We start from the raw sequence: 23,097 nt of genomic DNA, 5'->3' as shown, positions 1-23,097 counted from the left end.
TTAATCTTTGCTGAATATCAGTGTAACAAGGTCGTCACTGTCTATTTCGCCTTCGATATAGATAAGTGTGGCTTCACCTTTCTTTCCAAGCCGGAACAGTATGAAACGGTTAGTCTTATTCTGTAATGGAGGCAACTGGTAGTAACCTGATTGTATTTGTCCGTCAGTCACTACTTCTTTTATCTTCTTGGCGTGTTCGCGGTCAGCTTCCAGGCAACGGTAAATTTCGGGCAATGCTTTTTCTGCTTTCGCCAGTTTCAGGCTCTGATAGTGGGTGATGTCCCAGTTCTTGGATAGCATTTTGGACAGTTCCACGTAGGTAGCCCCTTTCTGGTTGCCGTATTTTTGAAATACGGAAGCTATTTGTAGCCCTTTTTGGGCGTACATGCCGGTGCTGAATAGTAACAGCAGGCAACATAGCAGGGTACGAATGAACTTTTTCATAATCATATCTATTAATTTTTTCTATTATTCAAACATCAGGTCAAGTACTTCATCTTCTGTGGTCCGCATATCACGAAAAGCGGCAAGAGCTTGTTCACGTACCAGATTGTCGTCGGTATATTGCTTGCCATCAATGATGACATAATTCTCTGGAGTAACGTGAAGGTATTGTTTGGTGCCGGCAATACCGATAAGCAATAATATTCCGGCTGCCACTCCGCTCATCATATAGATGAAGCGGCGGCGATGGGAGGGAAGCTTAGCTGTAGGGACACTCTTTTCTTGGAATGCTTTTACCTCTTGTTCCAGACAGATGAACAAGGGACGATACACTTGAAGGTGTTCGGGTATATTTTCCCGGTTGAAGAAACAGCGTAGTTCACGTTCTTCCTCGCACGAGGTCTGTCCCTCGAAATAGCGATCTATTAATTCTTCTATCTTCATGCTTGGTTCCTCCTTATTCTTTCTTGTATGGTTTGCAGGTAAATTTCCCTCACTTTCTTCCGTGCCCTCGACAAGTTGCTTCGGATAGCTTCCGGGTTGCAGCCTGTGATGTTGGCAATCTCTTCCGTTTCGTATTCCTCGATGTCCTTCATTTTCATGATGGTGCGCTGCAAGGCAGGCAGTGAATCGATAATTTCACGCATCAGGCGGATTTCATCTTTTATTTCGAGCAGCCGTTCCGGTGTTCCACTGGGAGTGGCATCCTGCACATATTCCAGCGGTACGTTGGTAGTATGCCTGGTGCGCCACATGTCCATGCAGAGATTATGAGTCATGGTCATGGCGAATGCTTCAATACTGCGGTACTGCTCCAGTTCAAGCCTTTTGTTCCATAGCTTGAGCAAGACTTCCTGCACGGCATCTTCTGCATCGTCCGGACTTTCGGTCAACTTCCGCGCATAATTCAATAGCTTATCGCGGAGAGGAAGAACGGATATTTTAAATTGTTTAAGTTCCATTTACATTGATAAGACGAATGAAGTTGGTAAACGTGACATCAAATATGAAAAAAAGAATAATTCGTAAGATTGCTTGTTTTTTAAGTTCGTGTTAAGTCTCTTTTTATAGTTTCTTTAATGGAGAGGAGATATATTTGCATTCAGAATAAATTGTATTGAAACTAATATGAAAAGAAAATTGAGCTTAATTTGTAGTTTGTTTCTATTTTCTGTTGGACTGGCGGGACAAACAGTGTACAAATTTCAGAACCCGGATCTTCCGGTAGAGGAAAGAGTGAATGATTTAGTGGGACACCTTACACTGGAAGAAAAAATTTCTCAGATGATGAATAATGCTCCTGCTATTGAACGATTGGGAATTCCGGCTTATAATTGGTGGAACGAATGTTTACACGGGGTAGCCCGAAGTCCTTATCCGGTCACTTCCTTTCCGCAAGCTATTGCAATGGCAGCTACCTGGGATACGAAGTCGGTTTATCAGATGGCAGAGTATGCTTCGGATGAGGGACGTGCCATCTATCATGATGCTGCCCGAAAAGGAACTCCGGGTATATTCAGAGGATTGACTTATTGGAGTCCGAATATCAATATATTCCGGGACCCACGTTGGGGGAGAGGGCAGGAAACTTATGGAGAAGATCCATATCTGACTGCTGCTATCGGCGTAGCATTCGTAAAGGGGCTTCAAGGGGATGACCCTGTTTATTTGAAGTCTTCTGCTTGTGCAAAGCATTATGCTGTGCATAGCGGACCGGAGTGGAACCGACATACTTATAATGCAGAGGTGAGTAATCATGATTTGTGGGATACCTATCTTCCGGCATTCCGTGAATTGGTGGTTGATGCTAAAGTGACGGGAGTGATGTGTGCTTATAATTCATTTTTTGAACAACCATGTTGTGGCAACGATCTGCTGATGATGGATATTTTGCGAAATCAGTGGAAGTTTGATGGATATGTGACGTCGGATTGTGGAGCTATCGAGGATTTCTATAATACTCATAATACTCATGAGGATGCAGCAGAAGCTTCTGCGGATGCTGTGTTGCATGGCACTGATTGTGAGTGCGGAAATGGAGCTTATCGGGCTTTGGCGGATGCTATTGTCCGAGGATTGATAACGGAAGAACAAGTGGATGTTTCTTTGAAGAAATTGTTTGAAATTCGTTTCCGTTTGGGTATGTTCGATCCGGATGACCGCGTGCCTTATTCGGATATACCTATATCGGTTCTGGAATGTGATGCTCATAAGGCGCATGCTTTGAAAATGGCACGTCAATCTATTGTATTACTAAAGAACGAAAAGCAACTGTTACCTCTGGATATGAATAAAATAAAGAAGATAGCAGTGGTGGGACCGAATGCGGATGATAAAAGTGTGTTGCTTGCCAATTATTATGGTTATCCATCATGTGTGACAACTGTTCTGGAAGGCATTAAGGGAAAGGTAGGCGATCAGGTGGAAGTCATTTATGAGAAAGGAGTTAATCTGACAGATGATTTCATTTTCACTTCTGCATATGATGATGATTTGTTCAGCTATGACGGGCAACAAGGATTTAAGGCCGATTATTATCAGAATACACAGTGGAAAGGTAGCCCCGGTTTATCCCGGCAGGAAAAGAATGTCGATTACCAGTGGGGGGATGGACAGGAGATAGGCAGTAGCATTATTACGAGACAGATGTCTGCCGTTTGGACTACGGTTTTTAAACCTGAGCGGACGGGTGAGATTTGTTTCGAATTAAAAGCCGACGATATGGCAGACTTGTATATTGACGGAGTCAAGCAAAATAAAGTCGGAAATATTAACTCATATTATCCTCTGAATGCAGAAAAGGGTAAATCATATCTGATGGAAATCCATTATGTACAGCACGCTGATAATGCAGAAATCAAATTTGATATGGGGACGCTAAGGAAAGCTGATTACAGGCAAACGGCTTCTTCTGTAAAGGACGCAGATGTAGTTGTTTTTGTCGGAGGTCTTTCTGCAAAAGTAGAAGGTGAAGAAATGAAAGTTGAAATAGATGGTTTTAAGCGGGGAGACCGTACTTCCATTTCTATTCCAGTTGTGCAGCAAAACTTACTGAAAGAACTGTATGCAACCGGTAAACCTGTCATTTTTATATTAATGACAGGAAGTGCTGTCGGACTTGAATGGGAATCCGAACATCTTCCGGCCATTTTGAATGCATGGTATGGTGGTCAGGCAGGCGGTCAGGCTATAGCTGATGTCCTGTTTGGAGATTATAATCCATCAGGTCGTTTGCCGCTGACTTTCTATAAGAACGTAAATGACCTACCTGATTTTGAAGATTATAGTATGAAGAATCGTACTTACCGTTACTTTACGGGTATTCCTGTTTACCCCTTCGGATATGGATTGAGTTATACTGATTTTCAGTATAACACGATAAAAGTACAGCCGTCACTGGATAAGCTATCAGTTAAGGTAACAGCGGAAGTATCGAATGTGGGTAAATACGAAGGGGAGGAAGTTGTTCAGTTGTATGTCTCCAATCCTCGTGACTTTGTAACTCCGATTCGAGCTCTGAAGGGATTCAGGAGAATTAATCTAAAGCCAGGCGAATCACAGATGGTAGAGTTTGTCCTGACATCTAAAGAGTTGTCCGTAGTAGATGTTGCTGGAAACTTTGTGCCAATGAAAGGAGAAGTGCAAATTTCTTTGGGAGGCGGACAGCCTTCAGAAGAGACGATAAAGAACAGGCAATGTGTCTGGAAAAGCATAATGAGGTAAAGGCGGATTATTAGGAAAAGAGAATGCGGCATCAAAAATGAAAGAAGTGTTACATAAGGGAAGTTTTATTTTGCTTTGACAATATTTTCCTTTAGGAAAGCTATGCTATTTTATAGACTGTTTGCACATTTAACGAAGCAATACACAAGCTGACTGATAGGATGTTCAAATTCGGAAACTGGCTGGCAAGACAAAACTAAGGATTTGAAGAACGAGTATCGAGTGACTGTTAGCTGAAGTCCTGTTGCAGAGTTTTTTGTGCAGTAACTCTACGTAGTTATGTCTTAATTAGAGACAATCCCTTTTACTTCTACTTCCGACAATACGGGTAATATGAAACCGTCCTGATATGGAAAACTTATTCGGACGAAACATAGCTTCATTTTATCGTCTTTTTCTATAATTTGTTCTTTTATCTCTTTAGAGTTATTTGTTTGGTCAGAGAGGAGTGACCAGTTATTGCTGTCATTTGAAACTTTAACTTTATATCGGAATGCTTTTAATTGTGCAAAAGTTATTTTTACCTGATGAAGTAAAAGCACCCTTTCGGTATCTAGGCTCCAGTAGATGGAACGATCTTCTTTATCTGGCTGCCACCAGGTCATTTTATCTCCATCAGCCGCATAACCGGCAGAGTATCCTTACACAAGCCTTTACCCGCACTTCTGACGCACTACCTTGATTTATTTCTAACGAGGGGTAGTGATTGAAATTCCATACCAGTCCAAATGTACCGGTTGCTTTTTCACTAACCGGACATTGCAGTAGATGCCACCGCTGAAAACATGTTCGCCTCCACGGGGAGCCACTTTCGGCGACCAAAGGTTATTTCCCCTCACCGCCAAAATATTGTCTCCTCTTACAGCATATTGTGAGAAATCGATGCAAAAGCCTGTATATCCTCCTATATGGCTTCCGGCCAGATGCCTGTTAACAAATATTTCGGCTTCCTGAAATACTCCATCAAACTCCAGAAATAACTGTTTAGTCAAGTCCGATTTATCCAATCTGAGATGTTTCCGATACCAGCCGTATCCTACATAGAAGTCTTTAGACATGAAATAAGGTATACTGAATGAATAAGGTAAACCTATAGCTTCCCACTTTGAATCGTCATATATCGGTTGTTGGGCATCATGATAATCACCACACCTGTATGTCCATTCTTTGTTTAGGTTGATTGTTTCTCTGCCATCAGTTTCTGCAATCATTACACCTGTTCCTAAGAATAAACACCATAAACTCATGGCAATTATTATTCGTCTCATAGAATTCGTCTTCTGTTTATTATAATAAAACTCTCAAAGTTCATTTTACTTTCATACTGAACTTGCTTTCTTGAAGATTCAGATGACTCGGGCCGTCACTGCCACAATCTATTATAATCTTGTGGAGAACCACAGCCGGAGTTATCGGACGAATAGTCAGAACATGGTTACCTGCTTTAAGATCAGCATTAATGAATGATACTTTTGATTCAATGATGCGGGCGGCGCCAGCTGGATACATTCTACTGTAGTTATGAGCCCAGTTCAAATCTTTATTGTAATTAATTATCTGTTCTTCGCTTTCATCAATGCTGATGGCATAGCTATGACCACCCTGTACAAAAGGTAATGTACTGTCCAAGATAAGACGGAGGCGGACATCCTTTAAATCATTCTTCAGTTTGAATTTGTATGAAACAGAGGCATCTTCAATAGATTTATTATAAGGCATGAGGGACAGGCCGGAGAGTGTGCGTCCGAGATCGGGAATAACCGTCCACTTCGTTTCTCTACCTTGCTTACAATCGACAAAACGTTCGGCTTCCATCACTATTACACCGTTATTCTCTTCGTATTCATATCCTCCTGTTGTGTTCTTGGAGATGGTTACACGCTTCACTTTGGGCATAATGTTTCCGCCCTTCGGTTCATCCCAACTGGTATAGCCTATATGTGTCTGATCCATTATATGGTTCCATTTACCGTTGGCAATATGATGGTTATAATCATGGCAAAGTTCTGCATCACGTTTAAAGCAATATTCAGCGCGGTCGGCCCAATGATTAGCACGTACATCTCCACATTGAGCCAACTTACGGTTCATGGCTACGGCATAATATAACTCGTAAAGATTAGCCATTGCCTGAATCGGAAACAGAATCAGTTCTCTATAAGCATCTTTCTGCTCTTGAAGCAATGATGAGAACTGTCGGTAAGCATAGGCTTCCAATGCCAGAAATTCATCGGTAACGGCTTTAAATTCTCCATTCTCGAGGTTATAGGTCTTACTATCCAACATCTCAGCCGTAATTCTCGATGCATATTTGCAATAGAGATTTAATATACGAGCAGCCTCATCAGCTTGGGTTTCACCAAATTGTTGCTCACAAAAATCACGGGTATAATCCATCAAATTGTCGGCAGTATAGGCTGTAGGATTCCAGGCCATACGCAAAAAGAAGTCTGTGGGGAACTCATTCGGTTTTAAATCACCGACATTCAATATCCACATTTTATCTACACCATACTGATAAGTTAGAATAAGTTGCTCCCACATGTGCTGGATTTGTGTCATGTTCAGCCATTGATAAGCACGTGGTGCTCCATGCAGGTCGACATGATAATACATACCATATCCTCCGGGATGTTGCTTGGCATTTAAGTCTGGTAGGCGGCGAACGTCGCCCCAATTGTCATCACATAGCAGAATCATCACATCATCAGGTATTTTCATTCCTCTGTCATAATACTCCAATACTTCGCTATAGAGTGCCCATAACTGGGGAGTTTCAGAAGCAGGCTTACCTGTTACATTGGCTATAATCTTGCGCTGTTCTTTCACAATGTTTTCTAATAAGCGAGTGTCTGTATCAGATCCCATCGGAGCATCTCCGTCACCACGCATGGCAATAGTTACTACTTCTTCTTTTCCTTTCATACGTTCGATACCTTCGCGGAAGAAACGGTCTACCCCCTGTTTATTGGTTTGATAATTCCACTCTCCATAAGCTTTCCGGTTGCGGGCATATTCCTGATGGTTGCGTGCCATTGGTTCGTGGTGGGAGGTGCCGATAATGATTCCCATCTCATTAGCCAAGGGACTGTTCATCGGATCATCTGCATAAAATGCCGCACTCCACATGGCGGGCCACAAGAAGTTGGCTTTCAACCGCAGTAGCAGTTCATACAAATGCACATACATTTTGCTATTGAATCCACCGAATTTTTCGGTGGTCCATCCACCCATGCAAGGCCATTCGTCATTGATGAAGATGCCACGATATTTCACTTTGGGTTCACCATCGGTGTAAATACCTTCCTTGATATAGATAGCATCTTGATGTTGCACGGGAACATCTGCCCACCAATACCAAGGTGAGATACCCATTTGTTTCGATAGTTCGTAGATACCATAGATTGTTCCGCGCTTGTCACTTCCGGCAATCAGCAATACGTCACCCTCAATGCCTTTCAATGGCGAATGGAGCGTAGTAATGATATACTTTTCGTTTTTGCCTTTGAGCAGATTCGCATCAAGCTTTTTTGCTTTTATCAATTGTTTTATGATCGGACTGCTATCTATTGAGCCTATGATAATTTTAACATTATCTGCGGTACCGTTTACCTTTTCAGGTTTCACTCCACAAACTCTTTCAAAGTCTGCTTGCAAATTATCTATGGCTATAAGCACTCCTTTGTGCTCATCTCGACCACTGCAAAGAATAGTAAACGAACGGTTCCCAGGGGAGAGGAGAGAGAGACTGTTACCTGTTTGGGTAAAAGACACAAACTGTTCGGCAGCACTTGGTGAAAGTACTGTGACTGTTAATAGAAGGAGAGTATAAAAAATACGTTTCATATGGTTATCTAATATCTATTCGTATAATTATAAAGTCAATCGGATGGAAGTTATGCTGTTGCCAGACGACAAAACATATATTCTATTGCCCGTTTCTGAAGATTCGACTTTGACAGTTTCCATATTCTTGTTTTCGTTGGTTTCGACAGCAGTTGCATTTTTTACTCCTGCCAACGGTATTTCAATACACTGGGTAGCCCCTGTTAAATTCAGTAATACCACTGTTATTTCGTCGTTTGTTCCATTGATGTAGGCTGTAGCACATATTCCTATATTATCCGTAGCAGCTTTAATACGTGTAGTACTAGTAGCATACTGTGCATAATGTGCCATGATGTAGCCATTCTTTGTGATTTCGCCTTCATCCACCGGACAGCGTTCGTCGCTATCACCCATCAATCCATAAAAACGTTTCAGATACCAGTATACATATGCACTGCAATAGCCTTCCATACACATGTGAATTTCCTTGCCGAGATGGTTGAGGCTGTATTGCCATTTTTGAAACTCCCATTGTGATGGATCGTCAGACTTTTCTCCATCGTTGAAGAGATGTTCCGTCATCCACCATGTCTTTCCCTGAATGCGGGGATAGAGACCGCAAATATAATCGTGGCGATTTTTGACATATCCGTTATCTAAGTCTGAAAAACCTTGATAAAGGTGTCCTGCTACAATATCAGTTTGTGCAAATGCTCCGACATCATTGATTATCGGATCGGTATATTCAGGCTGTGTGCCACATGCTTCAGGTGACATTAGCCTGACACCGGTTTCACGAATACTGGCACCGTATTGTTTCACAAAGTCCACTACTTCCTGAGGTGTCCAGTAAGTAAAATCCATATCAGGTTCATTTTGGACAGATATAGCATAGAGATTTACTCCATTCTGTTTCATGAAATTGATATAGCGGATCAAGTGGCCGGCATATGCTCCATAGTTTTCTTTTTTGAGATGCTTTATTTCTTTACCGTTAACTTTTATTTTCTCGGAAAAGGCATCCGTACAGTCCCATGGACATGCAAAGACAATTGCTCCGTTTTCCTGCGCTGTTTTGGCTGCTTCCACATCGGCACTCCAATCTGATTCGTTGGGATAAACCATCAGGCGGAGGGTTGAGTAACCTAATCCACCGTTACCATACATTTTATCCAGTTGCCGGGCAGAAATGAGATTTCCACCACACCAAATTTTAGGATTGTACATCCCACCGAATCCTACTATCGGTTGGTATTTTACTACAGGGTCAATATTGAGCACTACTGACTTAAATGCCGGGTCCTGTTCTATTAACAAATCGGCAGTTTGTTTATTGACCTTGTCAGTAATGTGAATGGTCTGTGTACGCTGTTTCATTGTAGTGTTAGCGTTGCAGATCACCTGAATCTTTGTATACTGTTTTTCTCCATCATTACTTCCACCTGACATCGGGGTTATGTTTTTCACAACATCTCCCTTTCCGAGGGTTATATCCCAGGATGTTTTTGCCCACTCTATAACGACATCTGTTTGATTCTCTCCAGCGCTCACGATAATAGATTTTTTAAGGAAGAGCGCGTATGCGCTCTTCCTTTCATCTACATTTGCTTCTTCATTTCCCCCATCCGAACAAGCCCATAAGAGGATACCCGTTAGGAAGAAACAAAATAATGATGCAATGTTTTTCATCTGTAAATATTTAGGTTTATTTCAATCCTTCAACTATTCCTTCATACATTCCATTTCGGTTGTATCCCGATGTCCACGGACAAACTTTATTGCCTGTGCTTGTTTCAGTCATACTTGAAATAGAAATACCGTATTGCTTGTCTGAAGTAATAGCTTTCCGATATTCTTTCATAATGAAAGCCATATAGTTGGCGGCAGCTGTCCGTTCATCCGCAGTTAGTTTGCTGGTCTGAATAAAATTGCCATCTACATTTTCCACCATCATACTGAGGTCGGATACACGTACCGACTTACCGGTCTGTGCCAACTTATCGAACAATGCGGTAATCATTTCTTCATTTCTTTTCTGGACAGTGGCGTCTTTTGAGTAAACTGCATGGAGAACGATGTTGTATCCGTCAATCTTGGTTACATTATCTGCTTCCCAGGATTTCACCAATGCAACCATTTCATCAGCTTTCTGATCCATTTCATCCTGTTGATTGAATGTGTTGCTGATAAAGAGGTTGAGATCAACTTTCGCTGTGTCACGTGCCAACTTTACAGCTGTACGTGCATACTCTACATCGCCCAGGTATTCGCCCCAGTTGAAGGTATTGGAATCCACGCTCTTATCTAATGGCTCTCCTATAATATTCCATACTTTTACAGTTTCACCACCTGCATTTACTATACCGCCAATCCATTTGTTCAGTTCTTCAGTGAAGAGATTTTTTTTCTCTTCAGGAGTTTTCTCGATGATGGTGTCATCAGCTTTCCAATGTAGGCAGACGTTATCGATGTAAGCGTGCCATTCTCCCGAGCCTGAACCTACGGCGAGTTCTATCTCGGTCAGATCCTTCATTGAGTTGGGGATAGCTATTTTTCCACCTCCTGCTGTTTCGCCTTCTTTCAGGAATGTGATATAGATTTTATCTCTTCCCCATTTGTTGCTTTCACAGCCGAAACCGAACGGACCTTGCCCGCTGTTGAATTCTTGTCCGTTAATCACCACTCTCATACCGGAACCCCAGCCACCTTTACCATCTATCAAGTACATGTCGAGAGAGAGTCCGGTGTAGTCGCCTAATGTTCTTCCATTCTGTAATTTTACTGTGAACTTAGGATAAGAATAAGAGCAGGGAGTAGCTGCTGTACCTACATGTAGCACTTTACCACTACCTTCAGGATTATCTTCTATCACAGCTTGATTGCCGTTGGTCATTGGATAAGACGTACCAAGTGCATCTTTGCTGAAATCGATTTTGGTAATACCTGTTCCAGGGAGTTCATAATTCATCACGATATTGTCGAGAAAGTATTGTGCTCCTCCAGAAGCTGAGCCGACAGCCAGTTCGAATTCTGTAAGCCCTTTCAATTCATCCGGTAGTATGAAGCCTGGAGCCTTGGCACTGTTCAAGCTAATGATTGCTCCACGATTCCAGGTATTCGGGTTACAACCAAGTCCTTGAGCATTTGTACCTACGTTAAATTCTTGTCCATTGATAAAAACTCTCATACCTGCTCCATATATACCGTCACTGTTCACAATGCGCATGTCAATAGTCAGGTTAACATAATCACCCAGTTTTCGGCCTTCCGGCAATTTTACATTGAATTTAGGATGCGAATAGGCCGCTTTGTTATCATCGGTACCTACGTGTAATGTTTTACCACTCTTACCATCCGGATCATTTTCTACCACTGCCTGACTTCCGCCGGTCATGCCATAGGCTGTACCAAGTTCATCATTTTCGAAGTCACAGATCACGGTTTTGCCTTTTTCGGGTACGAAGGGAATGATGATAGGCTGAATCAATTCATTATAGTAAGCGGCGCGTTGTCCTTGGTTGGAGCAGAGTGTACCGCCATACAGCGTTACACCTGCTTCTTTGGCTGCATCAGTCACTAATTGCATTCCGCCAAAGTCATAGGAACCATCTTCTTTCAATGAACTGACAGGTGTGAAAGAACCGCCAATATCTATACCATCAAAATTGTTCAGGATGGTGCTATATCCGATCTCTTTTTTTATAAAGTCTGTTGAAGACATGTTTGCCGTAAATTTAAACGGTGAACTGGCATCGCGGTTGATGTACGATTTCAACAAGTCGAAGCTGGCTAAGTATTCACTATTGGCCACTTCTTCAGGTTTTTCTATCTGAAGGTTGCAGTCGTACTCATCGGTACATGCCATGACTGCTATGCCCATCATGGCAAGACCGATTAGTTTATGATTAAAATATTTCATATTCTCTTAGTTTTAACGTTTATACCAGATAATACTATTTTATCTCTATTTCGAATGACTTACCACCTTGTACGGCACGGCTACTCAACACTAATGTATCTTTGGTGGCATACTGCATGTTTTTGGTCTTGAAGTCAACTGTATAGTTCAGGTAGATAGCGTCACGATCTTTACCACCAAGGCTGTTCTTTTCGCCTTTTTTTACGAATTTGCCAGTACCTGAAATAGTGAAGTCATCGGAGGTGCTACCTATTGTGCAACTGCCGTCTTCCGCAAAAAACAGACTGAGGTTGTAATTGAAAAGATTGCCCTGTGCATCTTTAGTTGATAATGATAGGATATTATCTTTCAAACTTTCGGTTGTAATCTTTACTTTCTCATCCTTCTCTACATATGGCTGATGGCGTACTAATTGTGAAGGGATTCCATTTATGACAGCTTGATCCACTCCGCGACGCAGGTATTCGCCATGCCAGGGATTGACATATTTCACCGCATACAATACGAAGTTTTTGGGCTGTACGCTCCAGTCTCCACTATTTGTCAATATGGGATTTTCTACGGCAGCTTTACCCTGAAGGATGGAGTCTGCACCTTGTACGTCCGTCATCTTCAGAGGAATCACATAGTAATTGTCAAGAGACTTCTTATCAGCGAAGAATGCGTCGGTGAATTGCACTTCCACCCCACCTATAATTTTATCCTTAGGAATATTGATCTGGTTGGCAGCCAATGTATAGTAGGAAGATGGCATAGGGGTAACAGGAATGTTGGTACCTTTGAAGTAGAGGTTTTCACAGAGTGATTTATCTACTTTGGTATCAATAATCACATTTTTACGGTTGGTGTAACCACCACCCCAGGCTGCCTTGATGGCTACTTTGTGCTGATTATCCATAGAGTTGTCAAGGAACTCGTCCTCGCCTAATTCAATGGTACGTAAGCCATATTGGTTGGCAAAATATACAGTTTGATAATCGAAGTCGGGAAATTCATTGTCCGAGCTTTCACATGCAGTAAAAGATAAGAGCAATGAGGCCAGTCCGATATATGCTAATTTCTTTTTCATATCATTCTATTTTATTGATAGTGTTTACAATTATTGATTATTTCCATCCTTTATTCTGGATGAGATTGCTGTACTTCAGTATCTCAGAATTGGGGATGGGACAGCAGTACATGTATTCTCCATACGAACGTTCTTCCACGGTTATCTTCTGATAATTGTTGCCACTCCAGTTAATACCATATACCGGTTCGTTCAGATCTGCTTTCCAACGACGGAGATCCCAGAAACGAAATCCTTCGAAACAGAGTTCCAACCGACGTTCATTGCGGATCAGTTCACGCATTTTGTCTTTGCTGGTAGCGCATGCTTCTAGGTAAGTATCATTGGAACCACCTACGCCGGCACGTTTTCGGATCGCTTTGATTACATTGTAAGCGGAGTAATTTCTGCCATTGGCGTTTTTCGGTCCCCAAGCTTCATTGGCGGCCTCAGCATAGTCCAGATACATTTCAGTGTAGCGGATGCGGGGAGTGTAGTGCGGTTGTTTGGAGGTGGCTGCCGGATTGCAGTTCACATCCATACGCAAGCGCTTTTTCATGTAGTAACCCGTTCGAGTCGAACGGTTTTCAGTCACATTAACGCCGTCTTGGTTTCCCTCATTGATGTTGATGGTTATGCTCTTTTCGCTGATCGTACTTCCGTTGTAGAGGATATATTTACCCAAACGAGGGTCACGTCCTGCATAAGGATTATTGCCATCATATCCGCTGGCTGCGTCACTGATGGGGTATCCATTGGTCATAGGAAATGCATCCACCAGATTCTGTGATGGATTCATATAACCATTTCCATACAAACTTGGTGGGAAATTTTGGGATTCCTGATCGTTATCACCACTGCCTTTGTTTCCTCTCCATAAGATTTCATTCGGATTAGCACCATCCTGAATGGTATTTACAATGCTGGGGGAGTAATATTCTACTCCATCGGAGGCTAATCCTGATACGCCTCCTTTATAATCTATCACAGCAGCAGCGGCATTGGCGGCATCTACCCATGTGGCAGCGTTAGTAGCATCTTCGAAAAGAGGACTGGCGGCCAGTATGGCTGTGCGTGCGCGGAAAGCGCGGGCTATGATTCCATTATACAACTGACGTGCTTTGGCACCCATGACGGTGTTATACTTCCCGACATCTGTTGTGAGACTTTGGAAGTCTGTAGGAACGCTTCCCGAAACATCTTCATATTCATAGGGAAGCCTTCTTTCTGCTTCGGAAAGGTCATTATAGATTTGCTCTACACAAGCCTGAAATGAAGCACGCGGTTGGTTGAAGTCCGACTCTACTGTCTGAAACTCTGTCAGTATGGGCACACCAAGTAGTTCACCGTTTGCACCGAAACCGGCGTGGGCGCGGAGTAGGTAAAAATAGAACATGCCACGGAGTCCGTAAGCTTCGCCGATGAGGCGTTGTGCGAATAGTTTGTTTAATTCTTCATCATCCGACCATTTTACACCTTCCACATTCGCCAGGAAGAGATTGATGTATTGAATGGCACCATAAGAATTGGTCCATTGATTCTGTGGATTATACGAACTTGAGGTCCAGGCACCAGTGGCCATTTGTAGATACACGTTACTCGGCTGATTGGTCACGGCGTCATCCGTGCCATATTCACTGTTGTCGTAATAACCCGGAATTAGACTGTATACATTGTGCAAGATTCCTCGTGCATATTCCGCATCGTTGTACATGTTTTCCACGCCTTGGAAGTTTTCGATGGCCGGTGAAAACAAGTCATCACAACCGGTAAGCATCAGGACACCTATTATAAAAGGTATAACTTTTTTTTTCATAATCTTCTTCTTTATTAATCAATAAAATCAGAATGCAGCCTTAAAACCTGCATAGAAGTTGCGGCATTGCGGGGAACCGATACTCAGTTCCATATGCTTACGTTCTTTGGAAATGGTAAGCAGGTTGTTGCCACCACAATAGACGCTTAAGCCGCGAACAAATGTTCCTTTGAAAGTATTTTCAGGGAAATCATACGTTAACTGCACCTGATTCAGGCGGAAATAGTTGCGCTTGTACATCCAGAAAGTGGAGTTGCGGTAGTTGTTGTCACCGTTGGTGGTAGTGAGTCGTGGATAGGTGGCCACATCTTTGGTCTCCTCAGTCCAGCGTCCCCATACTATTTCTGAGAACTTGCTTGTACCGCGGTTCCAGTAGTAAGAACTGCTTTTGTAGTCTACTGCTCCGGTCTGTCCTGATCCCATAGCAAACAATGAGAAGTTCTTCCATTTTACGGTCAGGTTCAATCCGAAGGAGAAAGGAGGGGCAGCCCAACCATTTTTTCCTAATTCAATCTGGTCTTTGCTATCGATTACGCCATCCTTGTTAATATCCTTATACTTCAAGTCACCGGGTTTTACTGTACCAAATGTCTGTCGAGCATGGCTATCAATGTCTGCCTGATCTTGGAAGAAGCCTTCACATACATAACCGTAAGAGGCATCAAGTGCACGGTCTTTGCGATACTGGTAATCTTCATCATAAAGTTCATCACGTTTCAGGGCTTTAGATGAATATACCATACCGTTGAACCCAAGTGTTACGTCAAAGTCACCGAACTTCTTGTTGGCACTCAGCGAGAAATCAAAACCGTTGCGTCTGTCCTCGTTATAATTGATCCAAGGCATGAAGGTGGAGTTACTGCTTAAAGCAAAGTACGTAGGATAAATGGAAGAGGAACCTTGGGTAAGTAAGCCTTTCGTTTCCTGTCTGAAATAGTTGGCATTCAACTTCAGCAGACGGTTGAACAGTGTAGCATCAATACCTGCACGGAACTCTTCACGTGTGATGAAACCTAAGTTAGGATTATCACCACGCTTGGAAGCTGGAGTCCATCCGCCGGCTGTGCCATCATGCCATTGTACATAGAAACCTTCATTTTGTCTTTTGGAGAAAGTTCCTTTATACAGGTAATAATCGGAGATGTCGAGATCTTGATGCAGCTTAGCATAGGAAGCCGTGACTTTCAAGTCATTTATAAAGTCCACATTCTCCATGAACTTTTCGTCACTGATTCTCCATCCTAAAGTAACTGCCGGGGAGAAAGCGTTGCGTTTGCCTTCGGGTAACTTGGCTGAATGGATCACAGCACCACTAAAGTCAACGTAATACTTGTGATTATAGTTATAAGATGCGCGTAAGCCTAAGTTTACATTGCTGGTGCGGTGATAATCACTGCTTTCATGGTTTTCATCGGCAGAATTCTGCGTCTGATAGCCCCAGCCTATAAATGTGCCCGCTACGTTGTGGTATTTTTCGAAAGTACGGGCATAATCAAACTGCGCACTGAATGTCATAGTCTGATCGTAAGTGGACTTACCAACATATTCATTCGGATCTTTTTTGTCTTCATTGTGTTTCTTCAGGGCGATAATCATATCCTTGCCGTTTACTTGAGACCATGTAGGCTCATAAACAGCGTAGGTCTCGCTGAAAGCTTCCGAATAGTAAGATGTATAGTCTACACTATAGGAAGTCTTAAATGACAGGCCTTTCAGAAAAGAACCCAGATCAGCTGCAAGACTGACATCGAACATAAACATACGTGCTTTTTCCTTGACATAGCCGGCAGCCAGAAGATCTGCAAAAGGATTGGTCATGTCGGATGATGTTCCTCCAAGCAGGTATTTACCGTCGATCAGGTGATTGCTATTGGTAATATATTCCTGTATCTGAGAGACATTGGTATCCATCATGTCAATGGGAAGCAACGGGGCAAACCAGTTAGGGCGCAAAGTGGATGCAACTCCCCAAAAGTTTCCGCGACCTGCATATTGATTGGTAAAGACAACTGCTGCATTGGTAGTAGCTTTCAGCCATGAGGCAAGTGTCATGTCTACATTACCTCGTACATTGAAACGCATGTTATAGGCATTTTTTGCTTCACCGTATTTCAGTAGGTCGTTACTATAATCCATACCGAAGTTCAGATAATAGTGTGTGCGATCATTACCTCCGTATACTTCACCGGTCATGTCAGCATTATAATATGCCTTTCTCAGGTAGTCGGAACTATAGAAATCGATGTTCGGATACCGATAAGGATTGGTTCCCATGGCGGTGTTATAAATATCTGATGGATTGTATCTTTGCGACAAGCCGTCATTGCGACAAGCCTCATTGTAAAGGGTCATGTAGCAGTCCGAATCCAAGTATTTAGGATAAGATTTGGGGACATTGATACCTGCATTTCCCCGTACGTCGATGCGCATCGGTTCATTTTTACCTCGTTTGGTAGTGATCAGAATAACACCTTTTGCTGCGCGGCTACCATAAAGTACTACGGCAGCGGCATCTTTCATTACCGAAATACTTTCTACTTCGGAAGCGCGCACATTGCTTGCACTGCGAGGTATCCCGTCTACCAGAATAAGTGCTTCCTGGCCCCATATGTTGCCGGTGTATCCACCTATCAGGCTTTCCAGACCTACTAAGCTGCTGGAGCTATTAACCTTTTTTATCAGTTCGGACGTGTTGACAGTAGAAATGGCATGCGTCAAGTCTTCCTGGGCAACTGTACCGAAAGCTACATTCACTAGGCTATCCTTGTTTTCTTCTTGTGCCTGAATGCTTCCTGCGTGAAACAGAGACATGGCAAAAACAGTACAGCCAATATATATAAACTTTCTATTCATTTTTTGCGTCATTATTAGTTAATACGTCAAGATTACCATCCGGGATTCTGATAAAATCCTTCATACATGCTGACATCCTTTTTGGGAAGCGGATACCAATAGTGTCTATCGGTATATTTACGCTCCAGCAATACTATTTCACGTAAATTCTTGATAGCGTTTTCTTCCGGTGCATCGTAATTATAGTCATTAGGATTGGCGCGGTCGAATTCAATCTTTGTCTTCAGCGTGTAAGGATATTGAGTAAGAAGCATCCAGCGGCGAAGGTCGGTAAAGCGGAAACCTTCAAAGGATAGTTCCACAGCACGTTCGCGGCGCAATTCACCCAGAAAGTCAGCAGTGCTACCCAGGAATTTCTCGAGTACGGGGGCTACACCAGCACGCTCGCGGATCTTGTTCAATGCTTCTTCGGCTGTGAGTGAGTAAGTTGTGGCTTTCTCCTTCGGACCGTTGTAGCCTACAACTGTAGCTTCAGCATACATCAAATAAACATCAGCCAGGCGCATAAGGCTGAGAATCATAATGTTGTTTTCTTTGTAACCATCAACTGTGTTCATTAATTGCGGGCAAAGTTTGCTATTCATATAGGCTGTGAAGCAACCTTTCTTTTCGTTTGCCTCTTCACTCTCCCGACCTCCGGTGAACAATTCTGCTGTTCCACCTGCACCACCGGTATTTTTCCATTTCACGCCATCGAACATGATAGTTTTGTAGAAACGTGGATCACGATTCTTCCAAGGATGTGTAGGGTCATAACCCGATTCTGCATCTGCTTTTGTCATATCATTAATCGGATAACCGTTCTGCATTCCGTAGTAATTCACGTAGTTGGCTGTGGGATAGCACTTGATACCGGAATACTCAATGGATTGCGGCCGGAAATCATTGACCATGTTCCAGCGCCAGCGTGCAGCATAATCCTTGATATTCTCCATGAAGATGGATTCTCTCACTCCATTCAGTTTACCGCTGGAGTTGTGTAAAAGGAAGATGTCATTGTATTCGGAGAAGTTAGCCAGTTCATAACGGTTGGTTGATTCGGTAAGGGCAAGTGCTTGTCCAAAAGCATCGGCAGCTCGTTTGCACAACTCTGTATTGTATTCTTTCGCACCACCCGAAGTCCAGTTCATTAACGGACTACCTGCCCAGAGCAAGGTTTTGCCTTTGTAGGCTAAAGCCATGATACGGTTGATACGCATATTGTTCTTGCCCAGTGTCGTTTTTCCGGCGGTTGTTGCGTCCCAGTCGACAGGAAGCAAACCTGCCGCATGTTCAAAGTCGGCTACACATTTTTCAGCACATTCTTGCCAACTAAGACGGGCCAATGTAGGAGTCACGTCTGAAGGCAACACCTCATCGATATAGGGCATGCCACCCCACCATTCCATCAGCATGAAGTGGAACCATGCGCGGAAGAAGTAAAGCTGTCCTTCTATGAGATTACGTTCTTCTTCCGTAGCGCTTACTAAATTGCTGAGGTTGGCGATACCTATGTTGGCTTTACGGATAGCATACCAAGAATTGGCCCATAAGTGACCTTTGTCAGTTCGGTTTGCTGAACCTGCCGCCCCTTGATTGTTCGGGTAACCATAGTAAGCAGTTGTCCAACCCCAAAAGTCCCCGTTGTCTACGCTACGAGCTTGCATACGCATTTCTTGCGGCTCCCAGTATTCTTCTTCACCATAGTTGAAGCAAGTATGTCCGGCATCTTTGTTGTTCGAGACTACTGGGATGCAGTTATAGAGTTCCTCTGTGAAACCTTGGAAATTCTTGAAATTCTTGTAGGGGTCATTTTCTTGGTAGTCACTTTCCGGAGCTTTGTCCAAATAGTCGGTACACGAGGTTATCCCCATCATGCCTGCCATTGCAATGGCCGACATCACAAATAGTTTATTGATATATTTATTCATAATCATCTCTTCGTTATTATAAGGTTATATCGATACCGAGATTGAAACGGCGTACCGTAGGATAGGCACCGTCTGAAGAGCCTGTGCCGTAGTTGGCTTCACGGTCATCCGGCATATCGGTCCACATATAGAGGTTGTCACCGTTCAGGTAGAGGCGGCAGGAGTTGATTCCCATTTTCTTCAGCCAATTGTTCTTGAAAGTATAGGACAATTCGACAGTTTTCAGGCGAAGGTAAGCACCGTCATACCAATAGCGTGTGCCGGTTGCTGCTGCGTCTACAGTGGTTCCCCAACGAGGAATGGGCAGGGTAGCTGTTCCTCCTGGTGTCCAATATGTGCCTTCTGCATAAGCTACGTGGGCTGTGGAACGGAACGTCGGAAAATTGACTTCACGGGTTACATTGGTTACACCATAGAATTGGGCGAAGCAACTGAATCCTTTCCAGTCAAAACCGAGAGAAGCATTGTAGGTGTTTTGTGGGGTACTGGCATACTGATAGGGAGCGCGGTCGTCGTTGTCAACTATACCGTCGCCATTGAAGTCAATGATATTATAATCACCCGGTAATTTCATATCATTTCCGGTTGTCCAGGTACTGCTACCTATCACATCATCCCAAGTAGCCAGATTGCCATGGTCTATGTATGAATAGACTTGGTTGATGGTATGTCCGGCTCCTTTCTGATAAGCAGGTAACAAGGGGGCATCATCTCTGAACTTGATTTCATTGATGGCATGAGTCATACTGGTGTTCAGCCAGGCACGTAAACCGTTGTTGAATACATGGTTCAAACGCAATTCTAATTCGTAGCCGTGGCTATTGACTTTACCTAAATTAGCTCGAGGAGCCGTTGCGCCAAAATAGGAAGGGATAGCACGGCTATCACCACTAACTATAATGTCCGTGCGAGTATCATTGAATACGTCTACTGAACCTGCTACCAGTCCGTTAAAGAAAGCATAATCCAAACCGATATTACGTTTCTCTACAGTTTCCCAAGAAACATTAGAGTTACCTAGTGAAGAGATTTTCCAGTGGGTATAAGGAGAATTGTCCGGATTAATGCTACCCATAACAGTGTTACCACCATTGCTCAGTTGATCTTTGTATAAGAAGCGGCCTGCTGTAAATCTCTGCCATGGAGCAACCACAGCATCATCACCTACTCGTCCCCAGGAAGCGCGAAGCTTCAGCATATCGACAAATTTCAGTTGTTTCATAAACTTCTCTTCACTAATCATCCAGCCCAGTGAGAGGGAAGGGAAGAAAGCGAAACGATAATCAGGACCGAATTCCTCAGAGCCGTTATAAGCACCATTAGCCTCAAAGAAATAGCGCATGGCGTAGTTATAAGTCAGGCGGAACACCCAGTCTTCCCGATAGATGGGGAAAACACTTCCTTGTGCCTCCTTTAATCGGCTGAAAAGGCCAAGAACGGTCACTTCATGTTTGCCGAAAGTGCGGGCATAGTCAAGCTGCATAGAGTAATAAAGCTTACGATAAGTGGCACCGATGTTGGCACTACCGGACTGCTGTAACCAATAGATAGGGTTGATAACCTTGTCAAGTCCGGTTCCTGTATCAGGATCAAATTTATAGGAGATATTGCCTGTATCGGGATCCACCCAGATGCGTTGTGCATCGTTGTATTGGTCACTGAGACCACGTTTATTTTCTGCAAAAGTGTAGTCCATAGAGAAGTTTGCCTTGAATCTCAGTCCTTTTGTCAGCATGGCTAAGTCCTGCTCCAGAATGAAGTCAGTTGTCATTTTGGTGGTGGTACGTTTTTCTTTACCACCCACAGCCAGGAAGTAGGCCGAGTTGGGTACATCAGCATCGCGTGGGGCATACCATCCCCACATGCCATTGGAATAGATGGGACGCATGGCATCAGGAGCGGACTTATAGGCTGAGTTCCAGAAACCGGTATCATTGTCGTTCATATCCCAAGGCAACTGACGTTGTGCGTTCGAACCGAACAGGTTGGTAGAGAATTTGGTGGTTTTGGTCAAGTGGAAGTCTAAGTTACTGCGCACGTTGATACGATTATAGCCGAAGCCGGAGTTATAACCACGGCCGTTTTCGAAGCTTTTGAACAAGTCTCCTTCGTTCACGAAATCCACAGCTGCAAAGTAATTCACTACTTTTGTACCACCCGATACGTTGACACTAGTGTTGTAGGACATGGCGGCTTTCTTGAAAAGCTCCTTCTCCCAATCCACATTAGGATAGCGGTCCCATTCCTCGGCATTGGCCGGATGACGATACTTGTCGATGATGGCTGCCGGTGTATAGTTGGCCCATCCGGCAGGATTGAGACCAGCTTCGCGCTCAATAGAATTGTTCATTAGATAAAATGTATCGTAAGCGTCATACTTTTCAGGGAGCTTCGATACTACTTTAGCCGTCATATTGGCCTTGATCTGTACGTTGGCCTTTCCTTCTTTACCGCGTTTGGTAGTAATGAGGATTACGCCGTTGGCACCTTTCACTCCATAAACTGCAGTAGCTGATGCATCCTTCAATACCGAAATGTTTTCTACGGAGGAGATATCTACCGAACTCATTTCACGCTCAATACCGTCTACCAACACCAAGGGTTCACTGTTGTTCCATGAACTCTGTGTACGGATAATGATTTTAGGGTCTTCTGCACCGGGCATACCAGTAGAACTGGAAGTGATGACACCTGGAAGATTACCCGTTAAGGCAGCTCCCAAATTGCTTACTCCGGATCGTTCCAGCGTCTTTCCGGAAGTCTGTGTGATGGCTCCCACTACTGATGCTTTTTTCTGCTGTCCATAACCTACTACAACTACTTCGTCCAATAGCTGTGTGTCATCTTTCAGAATCACTTTCATTATTCCTTTGGAAGCTTTCACTTCCTGTGCCTCCATACCTACAAACGAAACGACAAGAATAGATTTCTCATTGGGCACGGTCAACATAAAATTACCGTCTATATCTGAGATTGTACCTATTGAATTATTACCTTTTACAACTACTGAGGCTCCAATAATCGTCTCTCCATTGTCGTCCACGACTGTTCCTTTCACTGTTATTCCTTGTTGTGCCGAAGCTGTCAGGCAGCTGAAAAGCATCAAAAGAAACAAGTAAGGAATCCTTTGAATTTTCTTTTTTACATTTTTCATTACCATTAGTTTAAGATAGTTAATAACTATATTTTCTCTGATGTCATAAAGTAGGGTTAACTGTTGTCATACATGCTTTTCATAATTCTGTTAGTTTTTAAGATTAATAAATGAATGATAAAGAACTTTTTGTTCCCGGAGACAAATGTAGAAAGTATGATAATAGTAGCTAATATGTTACTATTGCAGAAAGATTAACTGATGTTGCATTCTGTATTAAGGGTGTAACATGGATTTTAATTGATGTAACACAGTCGTTTTTGGGAGGAATATTATGTGATTGAAAGTGCCTGTAATAGTGTTGTCTGGCAACTGTATGGAGCTTGAAAACTGTACCTAAGGCTAAATATTTTTGAGATTGGCCTTAGGCATTAAGAATGGACTTCATTTTCTTATTTTCCC

Annotated in this window: 14 protein-coding genes; 1 reads left to right on the top strand and 13 read right to left on the bottom strand. The window is 43.1% G+C overall.

What is annotated here, in order from left to right; all coding sequences use genetic code 11:
• From HMPREF9447_RS17950 to HMPREF9447_RS17940, 3 genes are read right to left on the bottom strand one after another with little or no spacing between them, the layout of a single operon-like run.
• The gene (locus HMPREF9447_RS17950) at positions 1 to 444 is read right to left on the bottom strand and encodes a DUF6108 family protein (protein WP_009131183.1); all 444 of its coding nucleotides are present in this window, start codon (positions 442 to 444) and stop codon (positions 1 to 3) included.
• Positions 445 to 468: 24 nt separating this feature from the next.
• Positions 469 to 888, bottom strand: coding sequence for a hypothetical protein (locus tag HMPREF9447_RS17945; RefSeq protein WP_009131182.1), 420 nt, complete (start codon positions 886 to 888; stop codon positions 469 to 471).
• Positions 885 to 1,406, bottom strand: coding sequence for an RNA polymerase sigma factor (locus HMPREF9447_RS17940; protein WP_009131181.1), 522 nt, complete (start codon positions 1,404 to 1,406; stop codon positions 885 to 887). The genes HMPREF9447_RS17945 and HMPREF9447_RS17940 overlap by 4 nt, the downstream gene beginning before the upstream one ends.
• A 166-nt stretch (positions 1,407 to 1,572) precedes the next feature.
• Between HMPREF9447_RS17940 and HMPREF9447_RS17935 the strand changes: the two genes are divergently transcribed.
• The gene (locus HMPREF9447_RS17935) at positions 1,573 to 4,167 is read left to right on the top strand and encodes a glycoside hydrolase family 3 C-terminal domain-containing protein (RefSeq protein ID WP_009131180.1); all 2,595 of its coding nucleotides are present in this window, start codon (positions 1,573 to 1,575) and stop codon (positions 4,165 to 4,167) included.
• A 284-nt stretch (positions 4,168 to 4,451) separates the two neighbouring features.
• Here HMPREF9447_RS17935 and HMPREF9447_RS17930 read toward each other — a convergent pair whose 3' ends face one another.
• The 10 genes from HMPREF9447_RS17930 to HMPREF9447_RS17885 all read right to left on the bottom strand — a co-directional run bounded on the left by HMPREF9447_RS17930 (position 4,452) and on the right by HMPREF9447_RS17885 (position 22,701).
• Positions 4,452 to 4,772, bottom strand: a complete 321-nt coding sequence (locus HMPREF9447_RS17930) for a hypothetical protein (protein ID WP_044138352.1) — start codon at positions 4,770 to 4,772, stop codon at positions 4,452 to 4,454.
• Between the two features lie 84 nt (positions 4,773 to 4,856).
• On the bottom strand, positions 4,857 to 5,435 hold the full coding sequence (locus tag HMPREF9447_RS17925; protein WP_009131178.1) for a sugar-binding domain-containing protein: 579 nt from the start codon (positions 5,433 to 5,435) through the stop codon (positions 4,857 to 4,859).
• Positions 5,436 to 5,475: 40 nt separating this feature from the next.
• On the bottom strand, positions 5,476 to 8,013 hold the full coding sequence (locus tag HMPREF9447_RS17920) for a glycosyl hydrolase 115 family protein (RefSeq protein ID WP_009131177.1): 2,538 nt from the start codon (positions 8,011 to 8,013) through the stop codon (positions 5,476 to 5,478).
• A gap of 27 nt (positions 8,014 to 8,040) precedes the next feature.
• Positions 8,041 to 9,684 carry a glycoside hydrolase gene (locus HMPREF9447_RS17915; protein ID WP_009131176.1) on the bottom strand — a complete coding sequence of 548 codons (1,644 nt, stop codon included), beginning with the start codon at positions 9,682 to 9,684 and terminating at the stop codon, positions 8,041 to 8,043.
• A 16-nt stretch (positions 9,685 to 9,700) separates the two neighbouring features.
• Positions 9,701 to 11,914, bottom strand: a complete 2,214-nt coding sequence (locus HMPREF9447_RS17910; protein WP_009131175.1) for an endo-1,4-beta-xylanase — start codon at positions 11,912 to 11,914, stop codon at positions 9,701 to 9,703.
• A 34-nt stretch (positions 11,915 to 11,948) separates the two neighbouring features.
• Positions 11,949 to 12,983 (bottom strand): DUF5627 domain-containing protein, encoded by a 1,035-nt coding sequence (locus HMPREF9447_RS17905; RefSeq protein ID WP_009131174.1) that lies wholly within the window; start codon positions 12,981 to 12,983, stop codon positions 11,949 to 11,951.
• A 37-nt stretch (positions 12,984 to 13,020) separates the two neighbouring features.
• Positions 13,021 to 14,778 carry a RagB/SusD family nutrient uptake outer membrane protein gene (locus tag HMPREF9447_RS17900; RefSeq protein ID WP_009131173.1) on the bottom strand — a complete coding sequence of 586 codons (1,758 nt, stop codon included), beginning with the start codon at positions 14,776 to 14,778 and terminating at the stop codon, positions 13,021 to 13,023.
• Between the two features lie 27 nt (positions 14,779 to 14,805).
• Entirely contained in the window at positions 14,806 to 17,631 is a 2,826-nt protein-coding gene (locus HMPREF9447_RS17895; protein WP_009131172.1) for a SusC/RagA family TonB-linked outer membrane protein, read from the bottom strand.
• A gap of 32 nt (positions 17,632 to 17,663) precedes the next feature.
• Positions 17,664 to 19,541, bottom strand: a complete 1,878-nt coding sequence (locus HMPREF9447_RS17890; protein ID WP_044138438.1) for a RagB/SusD family nutrient uptake outer membrane protein — start codon at positions 19,539 to 19,541, stop codon at positions 17,664 to 17,666.
• Positions 19,542 to 19,557: 16 nt separating this feature from the next.
• A complete protein-coding gene (locus HMPREF9447_RS17885; protein WP_009131170.1) occupies positions 19,558 to 22,701 on the bottom strand; it encodes a SusC/RagA family TonB-linked outer membrane protein in 3,144 nt (1,047 codons plus the stop codon).
• Positions 22,702 to 23,097: the final 396 nt, after the last annotated feature.

Origin of the sequence: Bacteroides oleiciplenus YIT 12058, from assembly GCF_000315485.1 — a bacterium.
Lineage (GTDB): Bacteria > Bacteroidota > Bacteroidia > Bacteroidales > Bacteroidaceae > Bacteroides > Bacteroides oleiciplenus.
Note: the sequence above shows the minus strand (reverse complement) of the source record. Positions and strands in the feature narration are given on the sequence as shown.

Excerpts from the sequence above, each read along its gene's own strand:
- HMPREF9447_RS17905 (WP_009131174.1), bottom strand. The coding sequence starts at position 12,983 with ATGAAAAAGAAATTAGCATATATCGGACTGGCCTCATTGCTCTTATCT.
- HMPREF9447_RS17900 (WP_009131173.1), bottom strand. The coding sequence starts at position 14,778 with ATGAAAAAAAAAGTTATACCTTTTATAATAGGTGTCCTGATGCTTACC.
- HMPREF9447_RS17930 (WP_044138352.1), bottom strand. The coding sequence starts at position 4,772 with ATGACCTGGTGGCAGCCAGATAAAGAAGATCGTTCCATCTACTGGAGC.
- HMPREF9447_RS17890 (WP_044138438.1), bottom strand. The coding sequence starts at position 19,541 with ATGAATAAATATATCAATAAACTATTTGTGATGTCGGCCATTGCAATG.
- HMPREF9447_RS17895 (WP_009131172.1), bottom strand. The coding sequence starts at position 17,631 with ATGAATAGAAAGTTTATATATATTGGCTGTACTGTTTTTGCCATGTCT.
- HMPREF9447_RS17885 (WP_009131170.1), bottom strand. The coding sequence starts at position 22,701 with ATGGTAATGAAAAATGTAAAAAAGAAAATTCAAAGGATTCCTTACTTG.
- HMPREF9447_RS17925 (WP_009131178.1), bottom strand. The coding sequence starts at position 5,435 with ATGAGACGAATAATAATTGCCATGAGTTTATGGTGTTTATTCTTAGGA.
- HMPREF9447_RS17935 (WP_009131180.1), top strand. The coding sequence starts at position 1,573 with ATGAAAAGAAAATTGAGCTTAATTTGTAGTTTGTTTCTATTTTCTGTT.
- HMPREF9447_RS17910 (WP_009131175.1), bottom strand. The coding sequence starts at position 11,914 with ATGAAATATTTTAATCATAAACTAATCGGTCTTGCCATGATGGGCATA.
- HMPREF9447_RS17950 (WP_009131183.1), bottom strand. The coding sequence starts at position 444 with ATGAAAAAGTTCATTCGTACCCTGCTATGTTGCCTGCTGTTACTATTC.
- HMPREF9447_RS17945 (WP_009131182.1), bottom strand. The coding sequence starts at position 888 with ATGAAGATAGAAGAATTAATAGATCGCTATTTCGAGGGACAGACCTCG.
- HMPREF9447_RS17915 (WP_009131176.1), bottom strand. The coding sequence starts at position 9,684 with ATGAAAAACATTGCATCATTATTTTGTTTCTTCCTAACGGGTATCCTC.
- HMPREF9447_RS17920 (WP_009131177.1), bottom strand. The coding sequence starts at position 8,013 with ATGAAACGTATTTTTTATACTCTCCTTCTATTAACAGTCACAGTACTT.
- HMPREF9447_RS17940 (WP_009131181.1), bottom strand. The coding sequence starts at position 1,406 with ATGGAACTTAAACAATTTAAAATATCCGTTCTTCCTCTCCGCGATAAG.